General features: G+C 58.8%; 12 protein-coding genes and 1 pseudogene. 6 read left to right on the top strand and 7 right to left on the bottom strand.

Translation table 11 applies throughout. From position 1 onward, the window contains the following. Positions 1-6: 6 nt before the first annotated feature. Entirely contained in the window at positions 7-1,518 is a 1,512-nt protein-coding gene (locus CK911_RS20745; RefSeq protein ID WP_098972327.1) for an NAD(P)H-hydrate dehydratase, read from the bottom strand. 60 nt (positions 1,519-1,578) lie between these two features. On the opposite strand from CK911_RS20745, the gene queG reads away from it, so the two are divergent. Both queG and ppgK read left to right on the top strand, forming a co-directional pair. Further along, positions 1,579-2,733, top strand: coding sequence for a tRNA epoxyqueuosine(34) reductase QueG (gene queG, locus CK911_RS20740; protein WP_098972325.1), 1,155 nt, complete (start codon positions 1,579-1,581; stop codon positions 2,731-2,733). A gap of 111 nt (positions 2,734-2,844) precedes the next feature. Next, a complete protein-coding gene (ppgK, locus tag CK911_RS20735) occupies positions 2,845-3,585 on the top strand; it encodes a polyphosphate--glucose phosphotransferase (protein ID WP_005339062.1) in 741 nt (246 codons plus the stop codon). A gap of 105 nt (positions 3,586-3,690) precedes the next feature. On the opposite strand, the gene CK911_RS20730 is transcribed toward ppgK, so the two are convergent. Further along, positions 3,691-4,146 (bottom strand): hypothetical protein, encoded by a 456-nt coding sequence (locus CK911_RS20730; RefSeq protein WP_098972323.1) that lies wholly within the window; start codon positions 4,144-4,146, stop codon positions 3,691-3,693. A gap of 517 nt (positions 4,147-4,663) precedes the next feature. On the opposite strand from CK911_RS20730, the gene metN reads away from it, so the two are divergent. The 4 genes from metN to rfaH all read left to right on the top strand — a co-directional run bounded on the left by metN (position 4,664) and on the right by rfaH (position 7,764). Then, on the top strand, positions 4,664-5,707 hold the full coding sequence (gene metN, locus CK911_RS20725; protein ID WP_098972321.1) for a methionine ABC transporter ATP-binding protein MetN: 1,044 nt from the start codon (positions 4,664-4,666) through the stop codon (positions 5,705-5,707). Then, a complete protein-coding gene (locus CK911_RS20720) occupies positions 5,688-6,341 on the top strand; it encodes a methionine ABC transporter permease (RefSeq protein WP_042018533.1) in 654 nt (217 codons plus the stop codon). The genes metN and CK911_RS20720 overlap by 20 nt, the downstream gene beginning before the upstream one ends. A 25-nt stretch (positions 6,342-6,366) precedes the next feature. Continuing rightward, the gene (gene metQ / locus CK911_RS20715) at positions 6,367-7,167 is read left to right on the top strand and encodes a methionine ABC transporter substrate-binding lipoprotein MetQ (protein ID WP_042018535.1); all 801 of its coding nucleotides are present in this window, start codon (positions 6,367-6,369) and stop codon (positions 7,165-7,167) included. A gap of 96 nt (positions 7,168-7,263) precedes the next feature. Then, the gene (gene rfaH, locus CK911_RS20710; RefSeq protein WP_042018536.1) at positions 7,264-7,764 is read left to right on the top strand and encodes a transcription/translation regulatory transformer protein RfaH; all 501 of its coding nucleotides are present in this window, start codon (positions 7,264-7,266) and stop codon (positions 7,762-7,764) included. Positions 7,765-7,791: 27 nt separating this feature from the next. Here the strand turns inward: rfaH and CK911_RS20705 are convergent, their stop codons facing one another. The 5 genes and pseudogenes from CK911_RS20705 to dgt all read right to left on the bottom strand — a co-directional run bounded on the left by CK911_RS20705 (position 7,792) and on the right by dgt (position 17,316). Continuing rightward, positions 7,792-9,768, bottom strand: coding sequence for a methyl-accepting chemotaxis protein (locus CK911_RS20705; RefSeq protein ID WP_098972319.1), 1,977 nt, complete (start codon positions 9,766-9,768; stop codon positions 7,792-7,794). Positions 9,769-9,807: 39 nt separating this feature from the next. Next, positions 9,808-11,018: pseudogene (locus tag CK911_RS20700) on the bottom strand (EAL domain-containing protein). Then, entirely contained in the window at positions 11,011-15,270 is a 4,260-nt protein-coding gene (locus CK911_RS20695) for a transporter substrate-binding domain-containing protein (RefSeq protein ID WP_098972316.1), read from the bottom strand. The pseudogene CK911_RS20700 and the gene CK911_RS20695 overlap by 8 nt, the downstream one beginning before the upstream one ends. Positions 15,271-15,430: 160 nt before the next feature. Beyond that, entirely contained in the window at positions 15,431-15,634 is a 204-nt protein-coding gene (locus tag CK911_RS20690) for a hypothetical protein (protein WP_098972314.1), read from the bottom strand. Between the two features lie 317 nt (positions 15,635-15,951). Further along, positions 15,952-17,316, bottom strand: coding sequence for a dGTPase (gene dgt, locus CK911_RS20685; RefSeq protein ID WP_098972311.1), 1,365 nt, complete (start codon positions 17,314-17,316; stop codon positions 15,952-15,954). Positions 17,317-17,324 lie beyond the last annotated feature (8 nt).

Below are 17,324 nucleotides of genomic sequence, written 5' to 3'. Positions count from 1 at the left end.
TTCTTGTTAACTTGTTATGGTGTCGGGATTAACCAGTTTGCGGATCAGCGGCAGCAGATCTGACGCCAGCATGCCCCGCTCGCCGTCGGTGGCGGCCAAGTCGGCAGCCTCGCCGTGGATCACGGCGCCCAGCCAGCTTGCCATGGTGGCAGACCAGCCCTGAGCCAAAAGGGCGGCGATTATACCAGATAACAGATCGCCCATGCCGCCACTTGCCATGCCCGGATTGCCTTCACAACAGAGGGCGACCCGCTCGCCGTCAAAAATAAGCGTCCCCGCCCCTTTTAACAGCACCACACCGCCATAGCGCCGCTGCAACGCCTGCACGGCGGCAAACCGGTCGATTTCAATGTCGGCAATGGAGCATCCCAGCAGCCGCGCCGCTTCGCCGGGATGGGGCGTGAGCACCCAATTATCCTGATGGCGGGGAGATTGCGCCAGCCAATTCAATCCATCGGCGTCCAAAACCAGTGGCAGCCGATCGGTGAGATAGCGGGCGATTTGCCCCCTTCCCCACTCATCCTGACCGAGGCCGGGGCCGATGACCCGCACCGACGCCCACCCCTCGTCATCTGCGGTGGTGAGGCTCATCAGCTCGGGTTGATAGAGGCTGACCGGCGGGTGCTCCGGATGCTGACACACCCGCACCAGCCCGGCCCCCGCCCGCAGGCAGGCGCGGGCCGCCAGCACTATGGCCCCCTGCATGCCACGATTGCCTCCCACCAGCAGCACCTTGCCATAACAGCCCTTATGGGAAGCGCGCTGGCGCGGGGTCAGCTGCGTGCTCAGGAGCGGATAATCGATACGCCAGGCGGCGGGCAACATAGCGCCATCCGGCGTGACGCCAAGGGGGTCACAGTCGAGCTGGCCGACGCAATCCACTCCGTCGCCGGTGAGCATCCCCTGCTTGATACCGATAAAGGTGAGGGTGCGAGCAGCCTGCACCACGGCCCCCATGGCGCGGCCGGTATCGCCGTTGAGGCCGGAGGGGAGATCCACCGCCAGCACGGGCGCAGCCAAGCCATTGATTGTTGCGACGATCTTTGTCAGTAGCGGTGAGAGGGGGGTGTTGACGCCGGTGCCAAGCAGGGCATCGACCACCAGATCCGGGGCTGGCAGCTGCATCTCGTCAAACTGCTCTGCCAGCCAGACCCGGCCACCGGCCGCCAGCCACTCATCGGCGGCCCGTCTGGCATCCCCCTTCAGCTGATCAGCAGCTCTGGCGGCAATCACCACCACCTCGATGCCAATCTGGCGGGCAAGGCGGGCCAGCACATAGCCATCACCGCCGTTATTACCGGGGCCGACGAAGATCCACCAGCAGCGGCTGTCGGGCCAATGCAGGGTGGCATAAGTACGCAGCGCGGCACCGGCTCGCTCCATCAGGGCATAGAGGGGTTGCCCCTCGCGCGCGGCCCAGTTGCGCTCCAGTACGCGGATCTGTTCAGTCTGCCACAGCCCCTGTGGTAAACTGCCCCCCTCTTTTATGCCCAACGCGCCCCTGATGATCTCTACCATGACGGCTCCCGCCTCTTATCAACCGACCCACGCCAGCAAACGCCGGCCAGGCCAAGCCGCATGAGCGCACCTGACTTCCACCAGCTGGCCCACGATATCAAGCTCTGGGCACGGGAGCTAGGATTTGACCAGGCAGGCATCACCGACACCGATCTGCGCAGCGAAGAGCCGAGATTGCAGGCGTGGCTAGATGCGGGCTACCACGGCAGCATGGATTACATGGCGCGCCACGGCATGATGCGGGCGCGCCCCCACGAGCTGCTGCCGGGCACGGTGCGGGTGTTGTCGGTGCGGATGAACTACCTGCCGTTCGAGGCGGGCTTCGCCGCTACCCTGCGCGACCCGACCCTCGGCTACATCAGCCGCTATGCCCTCGGTCGCGACTACCACAAGGTGCTGCGCAACCGGCTTAAACAGCTGGGTGATCGCATCGAAGCGCGCTGCACCGAGCTGTTTCAAGGCACTGCTGACACCCTGGGTGAATGGCGCCCCTTCGTTGACTCCGCCCCCATCCTGGAGCGACCGCTGGCAGCCAAGGCCGGACTTGGCTGGGTTGGCAAACACTCACTGCTGCTCAACGAATCGGCCGGCTCCTTCTTCTTTCTCGGTGAGCTGTTGCTCAACCTGCCGCTACCGCTCGACCAGCCGGTGGAGAAGGCGCAATGCGGCAAGTGCGTCGCCTGCATCAACATCTGCCCGACCGGCGCCATTGTCGCCCCCTATGTGGTGGATGGCCGTCGCTGCATCTCCTATCTCACCATCGAGAACGACGGCCCTATTCCGGAAGAGTTCAGGCCATTAATGGGCAACCGCATCTACGGCTGCGACGATTGCCAGCTTATCTGCCCCTGGAATCGCTACGCCGATGCCAGCCCGGAGCCCGACTTCAGCCCGCGCCAAAGCCTGCACCGCCCGCCCCTGCTGGCGCTGTGGCGCTGGAACGAGAGTGATTTTCTCAAACAGACCGAAGGGAGCCCGATCCGCCGCATCGGCTATCAACGCTGGCGCCGCAATCTGGCAGTTGCCCTCGGCAATGGCCCGGCGACTCCCGAGGTCATCGCCGCCCTGCAACAGGGGTTGACCACCGCCGAGCCCATGGTGGCCGAACATATCGAATGGGCGCTGGCAACCCTTGCCCGGCGTCAGGATGAAGAGAACAAGAAAACCCGTTTGCTGATCCGTTGCATCGAAAAAGGTCTGCCGGATCACGCATAAGTGATCTGCCCCTTGCCGGATTGCTGCACTTTTTTCATGCTCTGCCGACCCGCAGTGACCAGAACACCGTAATTAGTACCAGCTGGTCGGCACACAACAAGGACAACACAGATGCATATGTTGGGAGTGGATATTGGAGGCTCAGGGATCAAGGGCTGTCTGGTCGATACCAAAACCGGCGAATTGATTGGCGAGCGCCATCGCATTGCCACACCGCAACCGGCCACCCCGGCCGCCATCGCCCATACCCTCAAGGCGCTGGTCGAACACTTCGACTGGAAAGGACCGGTGGGCTGCGGCTTTCCCGCCACCATCCACAACGGGGTTGCCAAGAGTGCCGCCAACATCGACAAGAGCTGGATCGAAACCGATGCCGAGCATCTGTTTGCCGATGTCACCGGCAAGCCCTGCTATGTGCTGAACGATGCCGATGCGGCGGGTCTGGCCGAAATGCGCTTTGGCGCCGGCAAGGATCGCAAGGGGGTCATCATCCTCATCACGGTCGGCACCGGTATCGGCACCGCCATCTTCGTCAATGGCCATTTGCTGCCCAACACCGAGCTGGGCCATCTGATGCTGGAAGGAATGGTCGCCGAGCACTACTGCTCCGATGCGGCGCGCAAACGGGAAGACCTCTCCTGGAACCGCTGGGGCAAGCGTTTCAACAAGTATCTGGCGCGCCTCGAGTTTCTCTTCTCCCCCGACCTCTTCATTCTGGGGGGCGGCAGCGCAGCCAAGCTGGATAAGTTTGTCGATCGCATCGAGACCCGGGCGCCGCTTATTCCGGCGGCCAGCCTCAATCAGGCGGGCATTATCGGGGCCGCCCTCTACGCGGCCGAGCAGCAGGGCTGACCGACACTCACTGCAAATCAGCAGATATCACATGGAAAGGGCCTGGCACTGCTGCCGGGCCCTTTTGTTTGGCGGCCATCTTGTGTGTTGGACCGCCATCAGGCGTTACATATCATCCAATCGATGCACCCCATGTACCAATCGGGTCAGGCGGGTCTGCTCCAGCCCGGCCAGATTGTCGAGTAGCGTGGTGGTGGCCGGTGTCGGGCACTCCCGGGCCAGATGGCCCAGCTCACCCACCAACTGCTCTTCCCAGCGGCACACCTGAGTGACGATATCCTGAGTCTGGGCCGAGGCCGGTATCTCGAAGCGGGTGATGGCAGGCAGCATATCCTCGCTGAAACTCTGGTTCAGCCAGGTATCCCTGACCGCCTCTCCCAGCTGAGCGGCATATTGGTGCAGATGGGCGCTGGCCGCATCCTCGCGACCTTGCAGATAGACCAGCAACATCCGGCTGCGTTCGCTGTCCACCTGGCTGGCCATTCGCCCGTAACAGAGCCCAAGCTGGTGATGAACCTGCTCAAGATAGTGCAGCAACTCTTTGATCTGTTGGAATCTCATCGCCCTGCCCTCCATGTTTGTCGACACCGCTAGTATAAAAAACAACCACCAGCAACCCAATCCCTAACCGCGCCCCCCTTGCGCTGCATCAAGGTTGACGACGACAAAAGGGCAGGCAGGTGATCCGGTCACGAATAGGGAACGATTTGTGCTGCTATTTGTGCAAATATTTGTGCAACTATGGTGGAGCGTCAGGCTCGACACCTGACGTGAGTGAAATCGGGCTGACACACTAATAAAACCAGCGTTTACCCGCCATAACCCATCTTTAATTCGGATATATGCCGCGCAGGCGAAACAGGATCTGGATGCGCAACCTATCCACCCTGCTCGTTATCCACCAGACAGAAATCCTTATCACTTTTTTAGACGTCTAGACGTAAAAACATGCGTTGACACGGCCATCCAGACATCTTAGCATCATCCTCCATGATGGCAGAGTAACCCAGTGGAACCTCTGCCCAATTTACCCGCCTGTAGCGCCCTGTGCTGTAAGGCTGTGAGCACGGAATAATCCATGATTAAGTTGAACGGTCTCAACAAAGTCTACGGTACCGGCAGTGACGCCGTGCACGCCCTGCGTGACGTGAGTCTGCATGTACCCCAAGGCAAAATATTCGGGGTGATCGGTGCCTCTGGTGCCGGTAAAAGTACCCTCATTCGCTGTGTCAACCTCTTGGAGCGCCCGACAGAGGGACACGTCATCGTCGCGGGCCAGGATCTGGTCGCCCTGAGCGAGCGGGATTTGACCCAGGCCCGCCGCCAGATCGGGATGATTTTCCAGCACTTCAACCTGCTCGCCTCCCGCACCGTATTTGCCAACATCGCCTTTCCGCTGGAGTTGGCTGGCTGGAGTAAAGAACAGATAAAAAGCCGGGTCGAAGAGCTGCTAGCACTGGTCGGGCTGGAAGCCCGTGCCCATGCCTATCCGTCCGAGCTTTCTGGTGGCCAGAAGCAGCGTGTCGCTATCGCCCGGGCACTGGCACCGGCCCCCAAGGTGCTGCTCTGTGACGAGGCCACCTCGGCCCTCGACCCGCAGACCACCCGCTCGATCCTGACCCTGCTCAAGGAGATCAACGTCAAGCTGGGGCTCACCATACTGCTGATCACCCACGAAATGGATGTGGTGAAGGGGATCTGTGACGAAGTGGCCATCATCAGTGACGGCCGCCTGATCGAGCAGGGCGAAGTGGCCTGGTTCTTCAGCAATGCCAAGACCCAGCTGGCCCGTGATTTCATCCACTCCACCATCCATCTGGAGGTACCGCAGGAGTATCAGGATCGGATGAGTAGCGAGCGGGTGCCCGGCAGCTATCCGCTGGTGAAGCTCGGCTTTACCGGCAGCACGGTCGATACGCCGCTGATTTCCGAGGCGAGCCGCCGTTTCAACATCGACATCAGTATTTTAAGCGCGGATATCGAGTACGCCGGTGGCGTTAAATTCGGTTTTCTGCTGGCAGAGCTGTTCGGGGATGAAGCCCAGTGCTCGGCAACCCAGCAGTTCCTGACTGACAACCATATTCAGCTGGAGGTAATGGGTTATGTCCGAAGCCATGATTAATCTGCTCATTATCGAGCTGGGCAACACCTTGCTGATGGTCGCAGGCTCCGCCCTGTTTGGCTGCCTGCTTGGCCTGCCACTCGGCGTGGCGCTGCATGTGACCAAGGGGGGCCAGATCCTGGCCAACCCGCTGCTCAACCGCAGCCTCGGCATGGTGGTCAACGTGGGCCGCTCGGTGCCCTTTATCATCCTGCTGGTGGCGATCATCCCTCTCACCCGCTTGATTGTCGGCACCAGTATCGGCACTATCGCCGCTATCGTGCCGCTCACTATTGGCGCAGTGCCCTTTATCGCCCGACTGGTAGAAGGGGCCCTGATGGAGGTGCCGGACGGCCTGCTGGAAGCGGCCAAGGCGATGGGCGCCAAGCCGTTGCAAATCATCACCAAGGTGCTGCTGCCTGAAGCCCTGCCCGGCATCATCAACAGCGTCACCATCACCCTCGTTACGCTGGTGAACTACTCGGCCATGGCCGGGGCCATCGGTGGCGGCGGTCTGGGAGATGTGGGTATTCGTTATGGTTATCAGCGTTTTGACCCCACCGTCATGCTGGTGACCGTGGTTATCCTGGTAGTACTGGTTCAACTCATCCAGAGCGCAGGTGAGCGCCTGGTTCACAAATATGATCATCGTTAATCGTCGATTTCTGACAGGAGGTTTTATGAAATTTGGCATCAAATCCGTTGCGGCAGCGTTGCTGGCTGGCTTGGTTCTGACCGGTTGCGGTCAAAAAGAAGAGAGCAAGGTTCTGAAAGTGGGTGCCATTGCGGGCCCCGAGACCGAGCTGGTTGAAATGGCTGCCAAGGTAGCAAAAGAGAAATACGGTCTGACCGTCGAGATCGTCAACTTCTCCGACTACGTCACCCCGAACGTGGCACTGAACGATGGCAGCATCGACGTCAACGCCTTCCAGCACAAACCTTATCTGGATGCGCAAGTACGTGATCGCGACTTCAAGCTGATACCGGTCGGCAACACCTTCGTCTACCCGATTGCCGGTTACTCCAAGAAGCTCAAGTCACTGAGCGAGCTGAAGGACGGCGCCCAGATCGCAGTACCGAACGATCCGACCAATCTGGGTCGCTCGCTGATCCTGCTGGCCAAACAGGGCCTGATCACCCTGAAGGATGGCGCCGGTCTGGAAGCGACTGTGCTGGATATCGCCAGCAACCCGCGCAACTTCAAGATTGTCGAGTTGGAAGCAGCCCAGCTGCCCCGTTCACTGGAAGATGTGGATCTCTCCATCATCAACAACACTTTTGCCGGTCAGATTGGTCTGACCCCCACCGAAAACGGCCTGTTTGTTGAAGATAAAGAGTCCCCCTACGTCAACCTGATCGTGGCACGCGACAACAACAAGGATGACGAGAAGGTCAAGCAGTTCGTTCAGGCCTATCAGACCGACGAGGTCTACAAAAAGGGTGTCGAGTTGTTCAAAGGCGGCCTGGTGAAAGGTTGGTAATTGCTCACTTGGCAAAAAAGGCCACGCAATGCGTGGCCTTTTTTATTGACGCCGTTATCATATCGTTGAGCACGGCAACACGAACAGACTCATCACATGAAAAAATGGTATCTGGCCTACTGCAAGCCAAAAGAAGAGGCCCGCGCCCGCGCCCACCTCGATGCCCAGGGCATCGAATCCTATTACCCTATGGTAGAGATTGAAAAGCTGCGCCGGGGCAAGCGAGTACCTGTACGGGAACCCATGTTTCCCAACTATCTGTTTATCTTTGTCGATCTAAACGAAGTCACCCCGATCACCCTGAAATCGACCCGCGGTATCAGCCGGATCATCCACTTTGGCAGTGAATGGACCCCGATCAACAGCAAGCTGGTCTATCAGCTGATGAGTCGTGATGACAGCGACGAGGCAAGAGCATGCTACGCCAACCTGCCCATCACGGGTGACAAGGTATTGATTGAAGAGGGGCCGCTGGCTGGCTTCGAAGCCATCTATATGGAACCGGATGGGGAAAAACGGGCGATTTTGCTGGTCACCCTGCTCAATAGGGAGACCACCAGCAGCTTCGATAACCACGCCTTCAGACGGCTCGATTAAGGTAAATGGCGGGATGATCCCGCCATTTCACGCGTGAAGATCGAAGCGGGCGATCACTGCCGTCAGCTTGCCGGTATTCCCAGCCAGTCTGGCCACTATCTCCTCCCCCTGCTGACTGCGTTGGCAGGATTGACGGCTGAGCCCGGCGATATGGTCCACGGTGCCAGCCACCTCCGCGGCAACCCGGGATTGTTGCTCGCTAGCCACAGTGATCGCCTCCAGCTGACCCGATAGCGACTGCACCAGCTGGTGCATGGCGCTCAGGGTGTCGGTCACCAGTCCCACCGCATCTCGCCCCTGTTCAACCAATCGAGTCCCCCCACTCACCGTGATCACCGTCTGGCGAGTCTGCTGGGAGATGGCCGCAATGGTCTGGCTGATCTCGGCGGTCGATTGATGGGTACGGGTCGCCAGCTGGCGCACCTCATCGGCCACCACCGCAAAACCGCGCCCCTGCTCACCGGCTCGCGCCGCCTCGATCGCCGCATTGAGTGCCAGCAGATTGGTCTGCTCAGCAATGGTGGCGATCACCTCGGTGATCTGCCCCACCTGCTCACTTTGCTGCTCCAGCAACCCCATGGCTTCGTTGGCCTGCCCAATCATGTCGGCAATCTGCTGCATGGTGTCGGTCATGCGCTCCAGGGTGATCTGCCCTTGCCGGGTCTGCTGCTGCACCTGATGAGCGCTATCAGCCGCGCTGGCAATGTTATCCACCACATCACGGGCACGCATCGACATCTGATCGATGGCAACCGCCACCGCATCGACCTGCTGATCTTGTGCCGTCAAGTCACTCACGATGGCACCTGTGGTGCAGCCCACATCGTGGCACGCGGTCTCAACCTGTCCCACGGCTCCTTGCAGTTCCCCTACCAGATGACGCAACTGGGCAGACATCCGATTGATGGATCCGGTCAACACACCCAGCTCATCCTGCCCCGTGATTGGCAGGGGCTCGGCCGCCAGCCGGCCATCCGCGACCTGGCCCGCCCGGGTCACCAGACTGGCGATGTCACGGGTCAGACGATGGCTAAAGAGCCAGGCGACCACCATGCCAAGCACGATGGCACTGCCGCTTGCCAGCAGCAGGGTTTGACTGATGGTTTGCCCGGCTTGGGTCATCTGGCGCGAAATCGCCTCTACTTCGGCCCCGGTTTTGGTAATTTGTTGTACCAGCTGCTCACTGAGACGGGACTGCATCGGCTCGATGTCGGTTGCCATCAGAAAATTAGCCTGATCCCAATCCGGCGCCTGCCGCTTGCTGATCACCTGATCCACCAGCTCTGAGAAAGGTGTCGCCATCTCTTCAAACAGCTGCCAAAGGCTGCGCTGGGTCTCGGTAAAGAGCGCGGCTTGCTGTTTCACCTCTGCCACTCGCTGCAGGTGAAACTGGTAGTAATCCTGATATTTACTGCGGTATTCGGGATCACCAGAGATAAGAAAGTCCCGCAAAGCGGATAGCGCATTGGCGAGGCTGTTGTAGGCATCCCCCACCTGCTTGAGCAACATGCGACGATCGCCCGTGAGCTGATCCTGAGGGGTAGCGACCTCTTCATTGGCAAAAGATTGCAATTGATCGAGCGCAGCCTCCGCCAGCGGCCCCGCCTCTTGCAGCATCAGGGTGTGGGCAGGCAGGTTCTCTTCACTCTGGGCTATGGTCCAGACCTGCTCCTGATGGCGCTTGAAGGTATCGAGGGACTGAGTGAGCGCCGGGCTGAACGCCTGATGGGCAATAGCTTGCCAGGCCGACTCCCACTCCTGCTTGAGCCGGGAGGCCTGGGCAGGGTCTTTACCGAGGATCAGATAGCCCCGCAGGGCAGAAACAGTGGCAACCAGCGCCTTCTGGCTCGCCTCATCCCGCTGCAGGGCAGGCAACGCCTGCTCCAGCAGGGTGTGCTGGGCCTGATTGATCTGGGTCAGCCGGTAATAGACCAGGGTCGATGAGAGCAGGATCAGCAGGTTGATAAAACCGAAACTGAGCAGTAGCTTGCTTGATATTTTCATGAACATCCTTGTTCAAACGTGGCGCTCAGGCCAAAAAAATCAGATAGATAGCAGTGTAGGCAATCTATCTTGCCAAGTCCGGTGCCAATGCTGCAATTCACTGCGTGGCATCGGCTTTCCGGAGAAAAATCCCTGACAAAGATCACAGCCGAGCTTGGCCAACAGCTGCCAGGTCACCTCGTCTTCCACTCCTTCTGCCACCGATTTGAGTCCCAATTTGCGGGCCAGTTCAATACTGGACTCGATAATGGCCAAATGAGCCGGATCGGCATAGCAGCGATGGACGAACGAGCGATCCAGCTTCAACTCGGTAAAGGGCAGCGTGGCCAGTTGTTGCATCGAGGAGTAGCCGGTGCCGAAGTCATCGATGGAGAGGCCAAAACCGTGCATCCGCAGCCGGGTCAACACCTCCAGCATGGCACCAATATCTCGAATAAAGGCACTCTCGGTCACCTCCAGGGTGATCAGTTCAGGATCAACGCTCCAGCGCTGACATTGCTCAACCAGGGTCTGGCACACGCCTCCCTCATGGAGTGAACTGACACACAGATTCATCGACAGATTGATCGATAACCCGGTTTTCCCCCAAAAATGGGCATCACTCAGCGACTTGCTGATGATAATGGCGGTCAGAGAGTCGATCAGGCCGTGCTCCTCTGCCATCGGAATAAAGAGTCCAGGGGAGATCAGCCCGAACTCCGGATGCTGCCAGCGTGCCAACGCCTCCATCCCCACCCACTGACCGGTAGCAAAACTGACCTTGGGCTGATACCAGGGCACAATCTGGTCACGATCAAGGGCCAACTTCAAATCATCGACATCCAGACGGTAGGTTTCCTCTCTGCGAGCAAGAGGTAGCGCGGGAGACCAGGTATCGATCAACTGCTTGAGCTGCGCCGGCTGGCAGGGCTTTTCAATGCGGCCCAGCACCTGCAAGCCATAGGCAGAACCCATTCTCAACACCGCATCAACCACATCCCCCCCAGCGCACTGGAGAGAATAATGCCGCCACGAAAGCCCGCCAGCGAGAGGCGACGGAGCAAACCCATGCCATCCATACCGGGCATTCGCAAGTCACAAAACAGGATATCGATATTGTGCAGCTGACACAGCTCCAGCGCCTCCAGGCCATCTTTGGCTTCCAGCAACTGGTGATAGCCCAGCCCGCGGACCTGGTGCAGCAGGGTCTTGCGCTGAAAAGCGTGATCCTCGACCACCATGATGACCGGGTTGTATTCTGTTTTATGCATCTAGCCATAACCTCGTTTTATGGGTTACCTGAGTCATCAACTCATCAACACGCTGAGCCCATCCCTCCAGCGCGCCCCATTGCTCTAATCGTGCTGCCGATTCAAGGCGTTCGGCCTGCTCAGCCAGCTCGTCTTCACCCACGATACGGGCCGCGCCCTTGATACGATGGGCGACCTCCAGCAGGGCGTCTGCATCACGGGTAGCCAGCGCCGCCGACATTTCTACGCCATCTTGCTGGTTAGAGGCCAGATACTCACCCGCCATGGCTCGGCCAGTTGCCTCGTCACTAAACAGGGCTATCCAGCGCTCGGCCAACTCGCTGTCAGCACGCTCTGGCACCGGCTGGGGCTCAGCCAACTGCGAGGCGGGCAGCCACTGCAGCAAGATCTGGCGTAATGCCTCCAGCAGATAGGGTTTGAGCAGCATGCCATTCATCCCCGCAGCCACCATCCGTGCCGACGCCTCCTTCGAGGTATCAGCAGTAACCCCAATGATGGGCGCCCGTTCACCTTGCGCCCGTAGCTGCTGGGTCAAGGTAAAACCATCCATCACTGGCATGTGACAGTCGGTCAATAACAATGAAAAACGCTGCTCTTGCCACGCTTTCAGTGCTTTCTCACCATCTTCTACTACCTCGCAATCGACTCCCAACAGGGTCAACTGGCGCACCAACAAGGCACGATTAACCGGGTGGTCATCCGCCACCAGCACCCGACCACTCAATTTTTGCTCGCTTTCTACCATGATGGTATGCACTGACCCGCCAAGTAATTCGCGGCAGCTTTCGAGCAATAAATCCGGATAGAGTGGTGACTGGCCAAGCCGCCACCAGCGCTCGGGTCCCAGCCGTGAGCGCAGCACTTCGCGGGAAGAGAAGATGATCCCCTTGAGGTCGGGCTTTTGTATCCGCGCTAACCAGTCACTGCCCAAGGCACGCTCCAGCTGATCTTCATCGGCCAGTAACAACCCGCTGATGCCACTGCCAAGGCGCTCGGCATCGACAGGCTGCAAGGTGGCACCGAAGCGCTGCATCATTGCGTGTAACTGTGGATCATCGCCGAAGTACCACCATTCACTGTCCGCCAGCACGGGGGTATCCCATCTCGGATTGGTGATCGGTATCGTGAAACAGAAACTGGCCCCCTCACCGGCACGGCTCTTGAGGGTCAAGCTGCCACCCATCTTGCGGATCAACTGATCGCAGATAGCCAACCCAAGCCCGGTGCCGCCGAAGCGGCGATTGATATCCGACTCCAGTTGTTCGAATGGGGTAAATAGCAGCGCCTGCTTCTCCTCCGCGATCCCGATCCCGGAATCTGTCACCGTCACCACCAACTGCTGGTTGTGATAGTGCACATTGATGGCAATGACCCCACGCTCGGTAAATTTGACCGCATTGTTCAGCAAGTTGGAAACCACCTGGGCAACCCGGACGGCATCGATATCTGCCCGATCAGGGACATGCCCCGCCCAGCAGAGATCAACATGCAACCCCTTACCATGGGCCTGGGTAGCATGTCCGCGGATCGCATCGCATATCACCGACTGAAGGTGGCTCATGTGGTTATCTATATGGAGCTGACCTGCCTCGATTTTGGAAAAATCGAGGATATCGTTCACCAGATAGAGCAGGTTATTGGTCGAAGTGACCACATTGCGCAGCAGGTAACGTTGATCATCATCGACGTTGCTCATCCGCAGCAGCTCCAGCATGCCGTGCATCCCGGAGATGGGAGTGCGCAACTCATGGCTCATAGTGGCCAGAAAACGGCTACGGGCTCGCATGGCCTGCTCGGCATTGGCGCGCGCCTCACGCAGCGCCTTTTCTTGCAGCTTGAGTGCTGTGATGTCCTGCACCATGCCATTAAGCAGCAGGGTATCTTCCCCCTGCTCAACAAAGGTGCCACGCACCTGCAGATAACGCTCCCCGCCATGGTGGGGCACCTTGACCTCCCAATCGATCGGGGTCAGGGTCAGGGCATTGTCGGCAACCCTGCAGGTAAATTCCTGCAGCACCTCTTCACTAACACCAAATCCTTTCCATTCGGACCTGGCCGACATCAGCGCCCGAGAAGGCACTCCCAGCGTCTCCCCTGCGCCTTGCGAAACATAGAGAAAACGCCCCTGTTCCGATCGATGCCACTGATACTGGTAAACCACCCCCGGCATGCTGTCGGTCATGTCTCGCAGCATGGCTTCCACTTCACGGACCTTGTTTTCTGCCGCTTTCAGGGCACTCACATCGGTCAGCACGGTCAATACACCATGCATCTCACCATCCGAGCCCAAATAGGGCAACTTGACGTAGACCACATGAAACTGGGAACCATCTATCCGTCTTGAATAGCCAGGCCCCTCCACCACGTCCCCGGTGGCCCAGACTGTCTGTTCTTCCCGTAGCATCAACTCCCGCTCATCAGGGGGCATATAACTCCAGCCATCCCCGCCAGACTCGGCCCCGATAAAAGCCTCTCGATATGCCTTGTTGCAGAGAGTCAGGTTCTGCTGACGATCCCGCAGGGCCACCATGCTCGGCAGGGAGTCGAGCAGCGTCTGAACAAAAGCCAGCTGCTCATTGAGCTGTTTTTGTGCCTCTTTTCGCTGGTCATTTTGCCGCTGTAGCGTTTGGTTCCAGTGCCAGAAGATGGTAAAGAACACCAGTGCACCGCCAGCACACACCAGAAACCACAGCACCACTGTGCGAGTCTCCAGACCGGTCTGCAGTCGCATCGTCAACCAGCGGGATTCAAGCTTGTCAATCTCATGCTGGGGGATGGCATAGAGTATCTTGGTCAGGATCTGCTGCAGCATAAGGTCAGCAGGGGATACCCCCATGGCGCCGGGGAGGCGCAAATTTTGCCCGGAGTAGACCACCCGATAGCGATCTTCAAAGCCACGCCCCAAGGTGGTCGGCAAGGTGGTCATGGTGAGCAGAATATAATCGGCCCTTCCCTCATCCAACAAGCGCAGCAGGCGGCTGTCATCCTTGACCTCCACCGGGAGTGCCCCCAGCGATGCCAACAGCTCCTCGTCAATGGATGCATCCACAATGCCGACCCGCATACCTCGCAACAATCCGAGGTCAGACAGGTTTTTGCTATGTCTTCCCCCCACGATAACGCGGTCAACAAACATGTAGTTGGGGGTGTAAACACCCAGATGCTCGCGCTCTGCCGAAGGGGTCATCACAGGAATAAAGTCGATCTGATGTTTTTTGAGCAGTTCCTGTGTCTCTCGCCAGGAGTCGGTGCGCACCAGAGAAAACTCCAGCCCGGAATAGCGGCGCAGCAGGGCCACTATATCGGGTACGTAGCCCACTAACCTGCCACGATAATTGAACTCGCTCATCGAGACCCAGTTAGGTGAGACACCGTAGCGCAAGACCGGATGCGTGCGCAGCCAGGCCTGCTCCTCAGGGGTAAATTTGACCGTGGTGATCTCTCCCGATGCCGAAGCATTCACACCAGTGATCGCTTCAATAATGGGACGCATGTCCGTCACTGGCAGCTCAGGCATGATGTTGTTTATCAAGCGGATGAGCCCAGGGTTGCTGCGCAGCATATTGACAGACAGGGAGGAGACCGGCGCCCACTCCGGTTGGACAATCGCAAAACCGGCATTGGGGTTCTGAACATGTTCAGACATTAACGACGGCATATCAGCCAGATAGGCATCTGCGAGCCGTTGTTTGAGCATAAAGGTCGCTTCACTGCGCCGCTCAACAGCCTTGACCGGCACCAGACCCAGCGCCTCGAGCTGACCACAGGAGTCGGTCCCGACCATGCAGACCCACTTGATGTTACGGGCCTCATCGAGCGAGAGTCCGGCGAGCGGGCGATTTAACAGCACCCCTTGGGGGATAAAGAATGGCAAGGGCACAGAGGCTATCTGGTTTTCCCACTGCTCTCCGGGCGGAAAATTGATGACAATATGCACCTCACCCGCTTGCAATGCGCTCAGCGCCTCGTCATAGGAGGTGAACTCTTTGTAGTGCAGGGGCACCCCGAGCGCTCTGGCGATCAATAGTGCCATCTCGGGCACCGGGCCGTTGAACCCTTGTACCGCATCCTTGTAGCTATAAGGGGGAGACCCCATCATCGGCATGCCGATGATCAGTTCGTGATTGGCCGCGCGCCACTGGAGCTCGGACTCTTCTAACGTCTCTGCATTCGGACTGCTAACAGCCTGACCCACCACACTCCATAGCAGTAGAAATAAAAACTGGAATAGACGGCAACTGCGGTGGCTCATCAACTCGCTCCAAAGAAAAATCGGCCGCAAATAATAGAGATTTTCGCAAGATTCGCGAATAGATATTCGCGTTTTAACTTAACCCCAGCTTAACCAAATAAAAATGGCAGACCGGGGTCTGCCATCAATGCCAAGAAGGGGGCCATACAGCCCCCTTTTATCAGGTTATTCGATTCCCGAGGCGGAAGCCGGTTTGATACTCCCGCTCGCGAACGAAGGAGATCTGACCCTGATATCCTTCCAGCCCGATATCTTTGAGCAGGGCGGGCGACAGATTAACCTGCACGAGACGACGCTCAACCTTGGCGATCCGCTTTTGTACCAGGGACTCGACGCTACGCAGTAAAACCAGTTCGATAGACATGACATTCTCCAGTGGAACATGCGGTTCTCCCGGAGAAAGTGGATATCACCCTGCGGGACGAACCGCGGGTGATAAAAAGACAGGGGTTACCTGTTTACGCCACACGGTAAAAGAGCACGAGATTTCACGCCGCACGCAGTGCCGCGAGAAAATGCAATATTGAGCATCAGATGTTGCATATACGTCTCCTAACCGGATGAAAGTTGAACAGATTGCAGAAGTCTAAAAAATATCCGAATTTAAAACAAGCCTCTCCCGACTCCTTTTTAAACGTTTTTACGGCATTTTATGCTGCCCGTGAGGCAGCCCCAGGGGCATCAGATCCCCGAGAGCAGCCGGTACTCCTCCAATACATAGGTATCTGTCATGCCGCTGACGTAATCGAGCAGCAGCCGCACCCGGTAATACCACTCCTGCTCGTGCTGGCAGGCAAAGCGTGGGTCCGGGGTAGCGATAGCCAACCGGTAGGCCTTGAGATGGCGGGCCGACAGGCGGTGATAGAGGCGGCGGGCAAAAAACAGCGCCTGACTCCCCTCCCCGGCCAGCAGGCGGGCAAATTGTGGCGCTGGCAATGCCAGCAGGCAGGCATAGCTGCTCAGCACGCCGCGCAGCGCCGCATAGCCTTCCAGTTCGAGGGCTTCCACCTCGGGGCGCAGAAAGACCAGCTCGCGGGCCACCCGCTTGAGGATATCGAGCACCCGCGCCGCTGGCGCCTGACCGTGGAGCAGTGCTTGCGGGTAGGAGCCCTGCAAAATGGCCCCATGTTCGCTGACATAGCTTTGCGCCGCCAGCGCAACCAGATCCCGCGTGAGCAGCTGGCGAAAATGGGGGAAAAAGCCCCGGCAGGATGCCAGCGCGTCATCGAGCAAGGTGCCCATGTAGTCGCTCTGATCGGCCCCTCGCAACGCAGCCAACAGTTCGCTCAGCGTCAGGATCCGCCGATCGACCGCATCCTCCAGATCGGCGATGCAGTAGGAGATGTCATCGGCCGCCTCCATGATGTAGACCAGCGGATGACGGCAGCCAGGGGCCAATCCCAGACTCTGGCCGAGGGCGCGGTAGAGCGGCTGCTCGCTGAAGAAAATGCCCCGCTTGCTGCTCCAGCCATGATGCTGGCCATAGCTGACTCCCGGCTGGGGCTGCTGGGGGTATTTGCACAGCGCCGCCAACTGCCCGAGGGTCAGGTTGAGTTCGTGCAGACTGTGCACCAGCCGCAGGCTCTGGGCGTTGCCATCAAACAGCTGCAGATCCTGACGCAGCTCCGCCCACTGGGGTGAAGGGGGCTGCGCCAGCGCCTGCTGATAGAGGGGATCGAGCATCTCACCGAGCCACTGGCTCATCACCTGCTCGCCAAAGTGGCCAAACGGTGGGTTGCCGACATCGTGCAGCAGGCAGGACATCTCCACCAGATTGATAAAGGCCCCTTCGCAGACCTCACCGGGCGGCAAGGCGGCCAGAATGCGGCGGCTGATCTGGCGGCCGGTCTCCTGCACTTCAAGCGAGTGGGTGAGGCGACTGCGCACCGAGGCCTTCACATCGAGCGGAAAGACCTGGGTCTTCTGCTGCAGCCGGCGCACCGGCGCGGCTTGCACGATGCGGGCGCGATCCTGCTCGGTCGCCTCCAGCAGATCCTCATCCCCCCAAGGGTGGATCCGCGCGGGGGTAATCAAACGGCTATACATCTTGCAGC

It is taken from the genome of Aeromonas sp. CU5 (genome assembly GCF_002586745.1).
Classification (GTDB): Bacteria; Pseudomonadota; Gammaproteobacteria; order Enterobacterales; family Aeromonadaceae; genus Aeromonas; species Aeromonas sobria.
Note: the sequence above shows the minus strand (reverse complement) of the source record. Positions and strands in the feature narration are given on the sequence as shown.

Excerpts from the sequence above, each read along its gene's own strand:
- CK911_RS20690 (WP_098972314.1), bottom strand. The coding sequence starts at position 15,634 with ATGTCTATCGAACTGGTTTTACTGCGTAGCGTCGAGTCCCTGGTACAA.
- rfaH (WP_042018536.1), top strand. The coding sequence starts at position 7,264 with ATGAAAAAATGGTATCTGGCCTACTGCAAGCCAAAAGAAGAGGCCCGC.
- CK911_RS20720 (WP_042018533.1), top strand. The coding sequence starts at position 5,688 with ATGTCCGAAGCCATGATTAATCTGCTCATTATCGAGCTGGGCAACACC.
- ppgK (WP_005339062.1), top strand. The coding sequence starts at position 2,845 with ATGCATATGTTGGGAGTGGATATTGGAGGCTCAGGGATCAAGGGCTGT.
- CK911_RS20730 (WP_098972323.1), bottom strand. The coding sequence starts at position 4,146 with ATGAGATTCCAACAGATCAAAGAGTTGCTGCACTATCTTGAGCAGGTT.
- metN (WP_098972321.1), top strand. The coding sequence starts at position 4,664 with ATGATTAAGTTGAACGGTCTCAACAAAGTCTACGGTACCGGCAGTGAC.
- CK911_RS20695 (WP_098972316.1), bottom strand. The coding sequence starts at position 15,270 with ATGAGCCACCGCAGTTGCCGTCTATTCCAGTTTTTATTTCTACTGCTA.
- CK911_RS20705 (WP_098972319.1), bottom strand. The coding sequence starts at position 9,768 with ATGAAAATATCAAGCAAGCTACTGCTCAGTTTCGGTTTTATCAACCTG.
- dgt (WP_098972311.1), bottom strand. The coding sequence starts at position 17,316 with ATGTATAGCCGTTTGATTACCCCCGCGCGGATCCACCCTTGGGGGGAT.
- CK911_RS20745 (WP_098972327.1), bottom strand. The coding sequence starts at position 1,518 with ATGGTAGAGATCATCAGGGGCGCGTTGGGCATAAAAGAGGGGGGCAGT.
- metQ (WP_042018535.1), top strand. The coding sequence starts at position 6,367 with ATGAAATTTGGCATCAAATCCGTTGCGGCAGCGTTGCTGGCTGGCTTG.
- queG (WP_098972325.1), top strand. The coding sequence starts at position 1,579 with ATGAGCGCACCTGACTTCCACCAGCTGGCCCACGATATCAAGCTCTGG.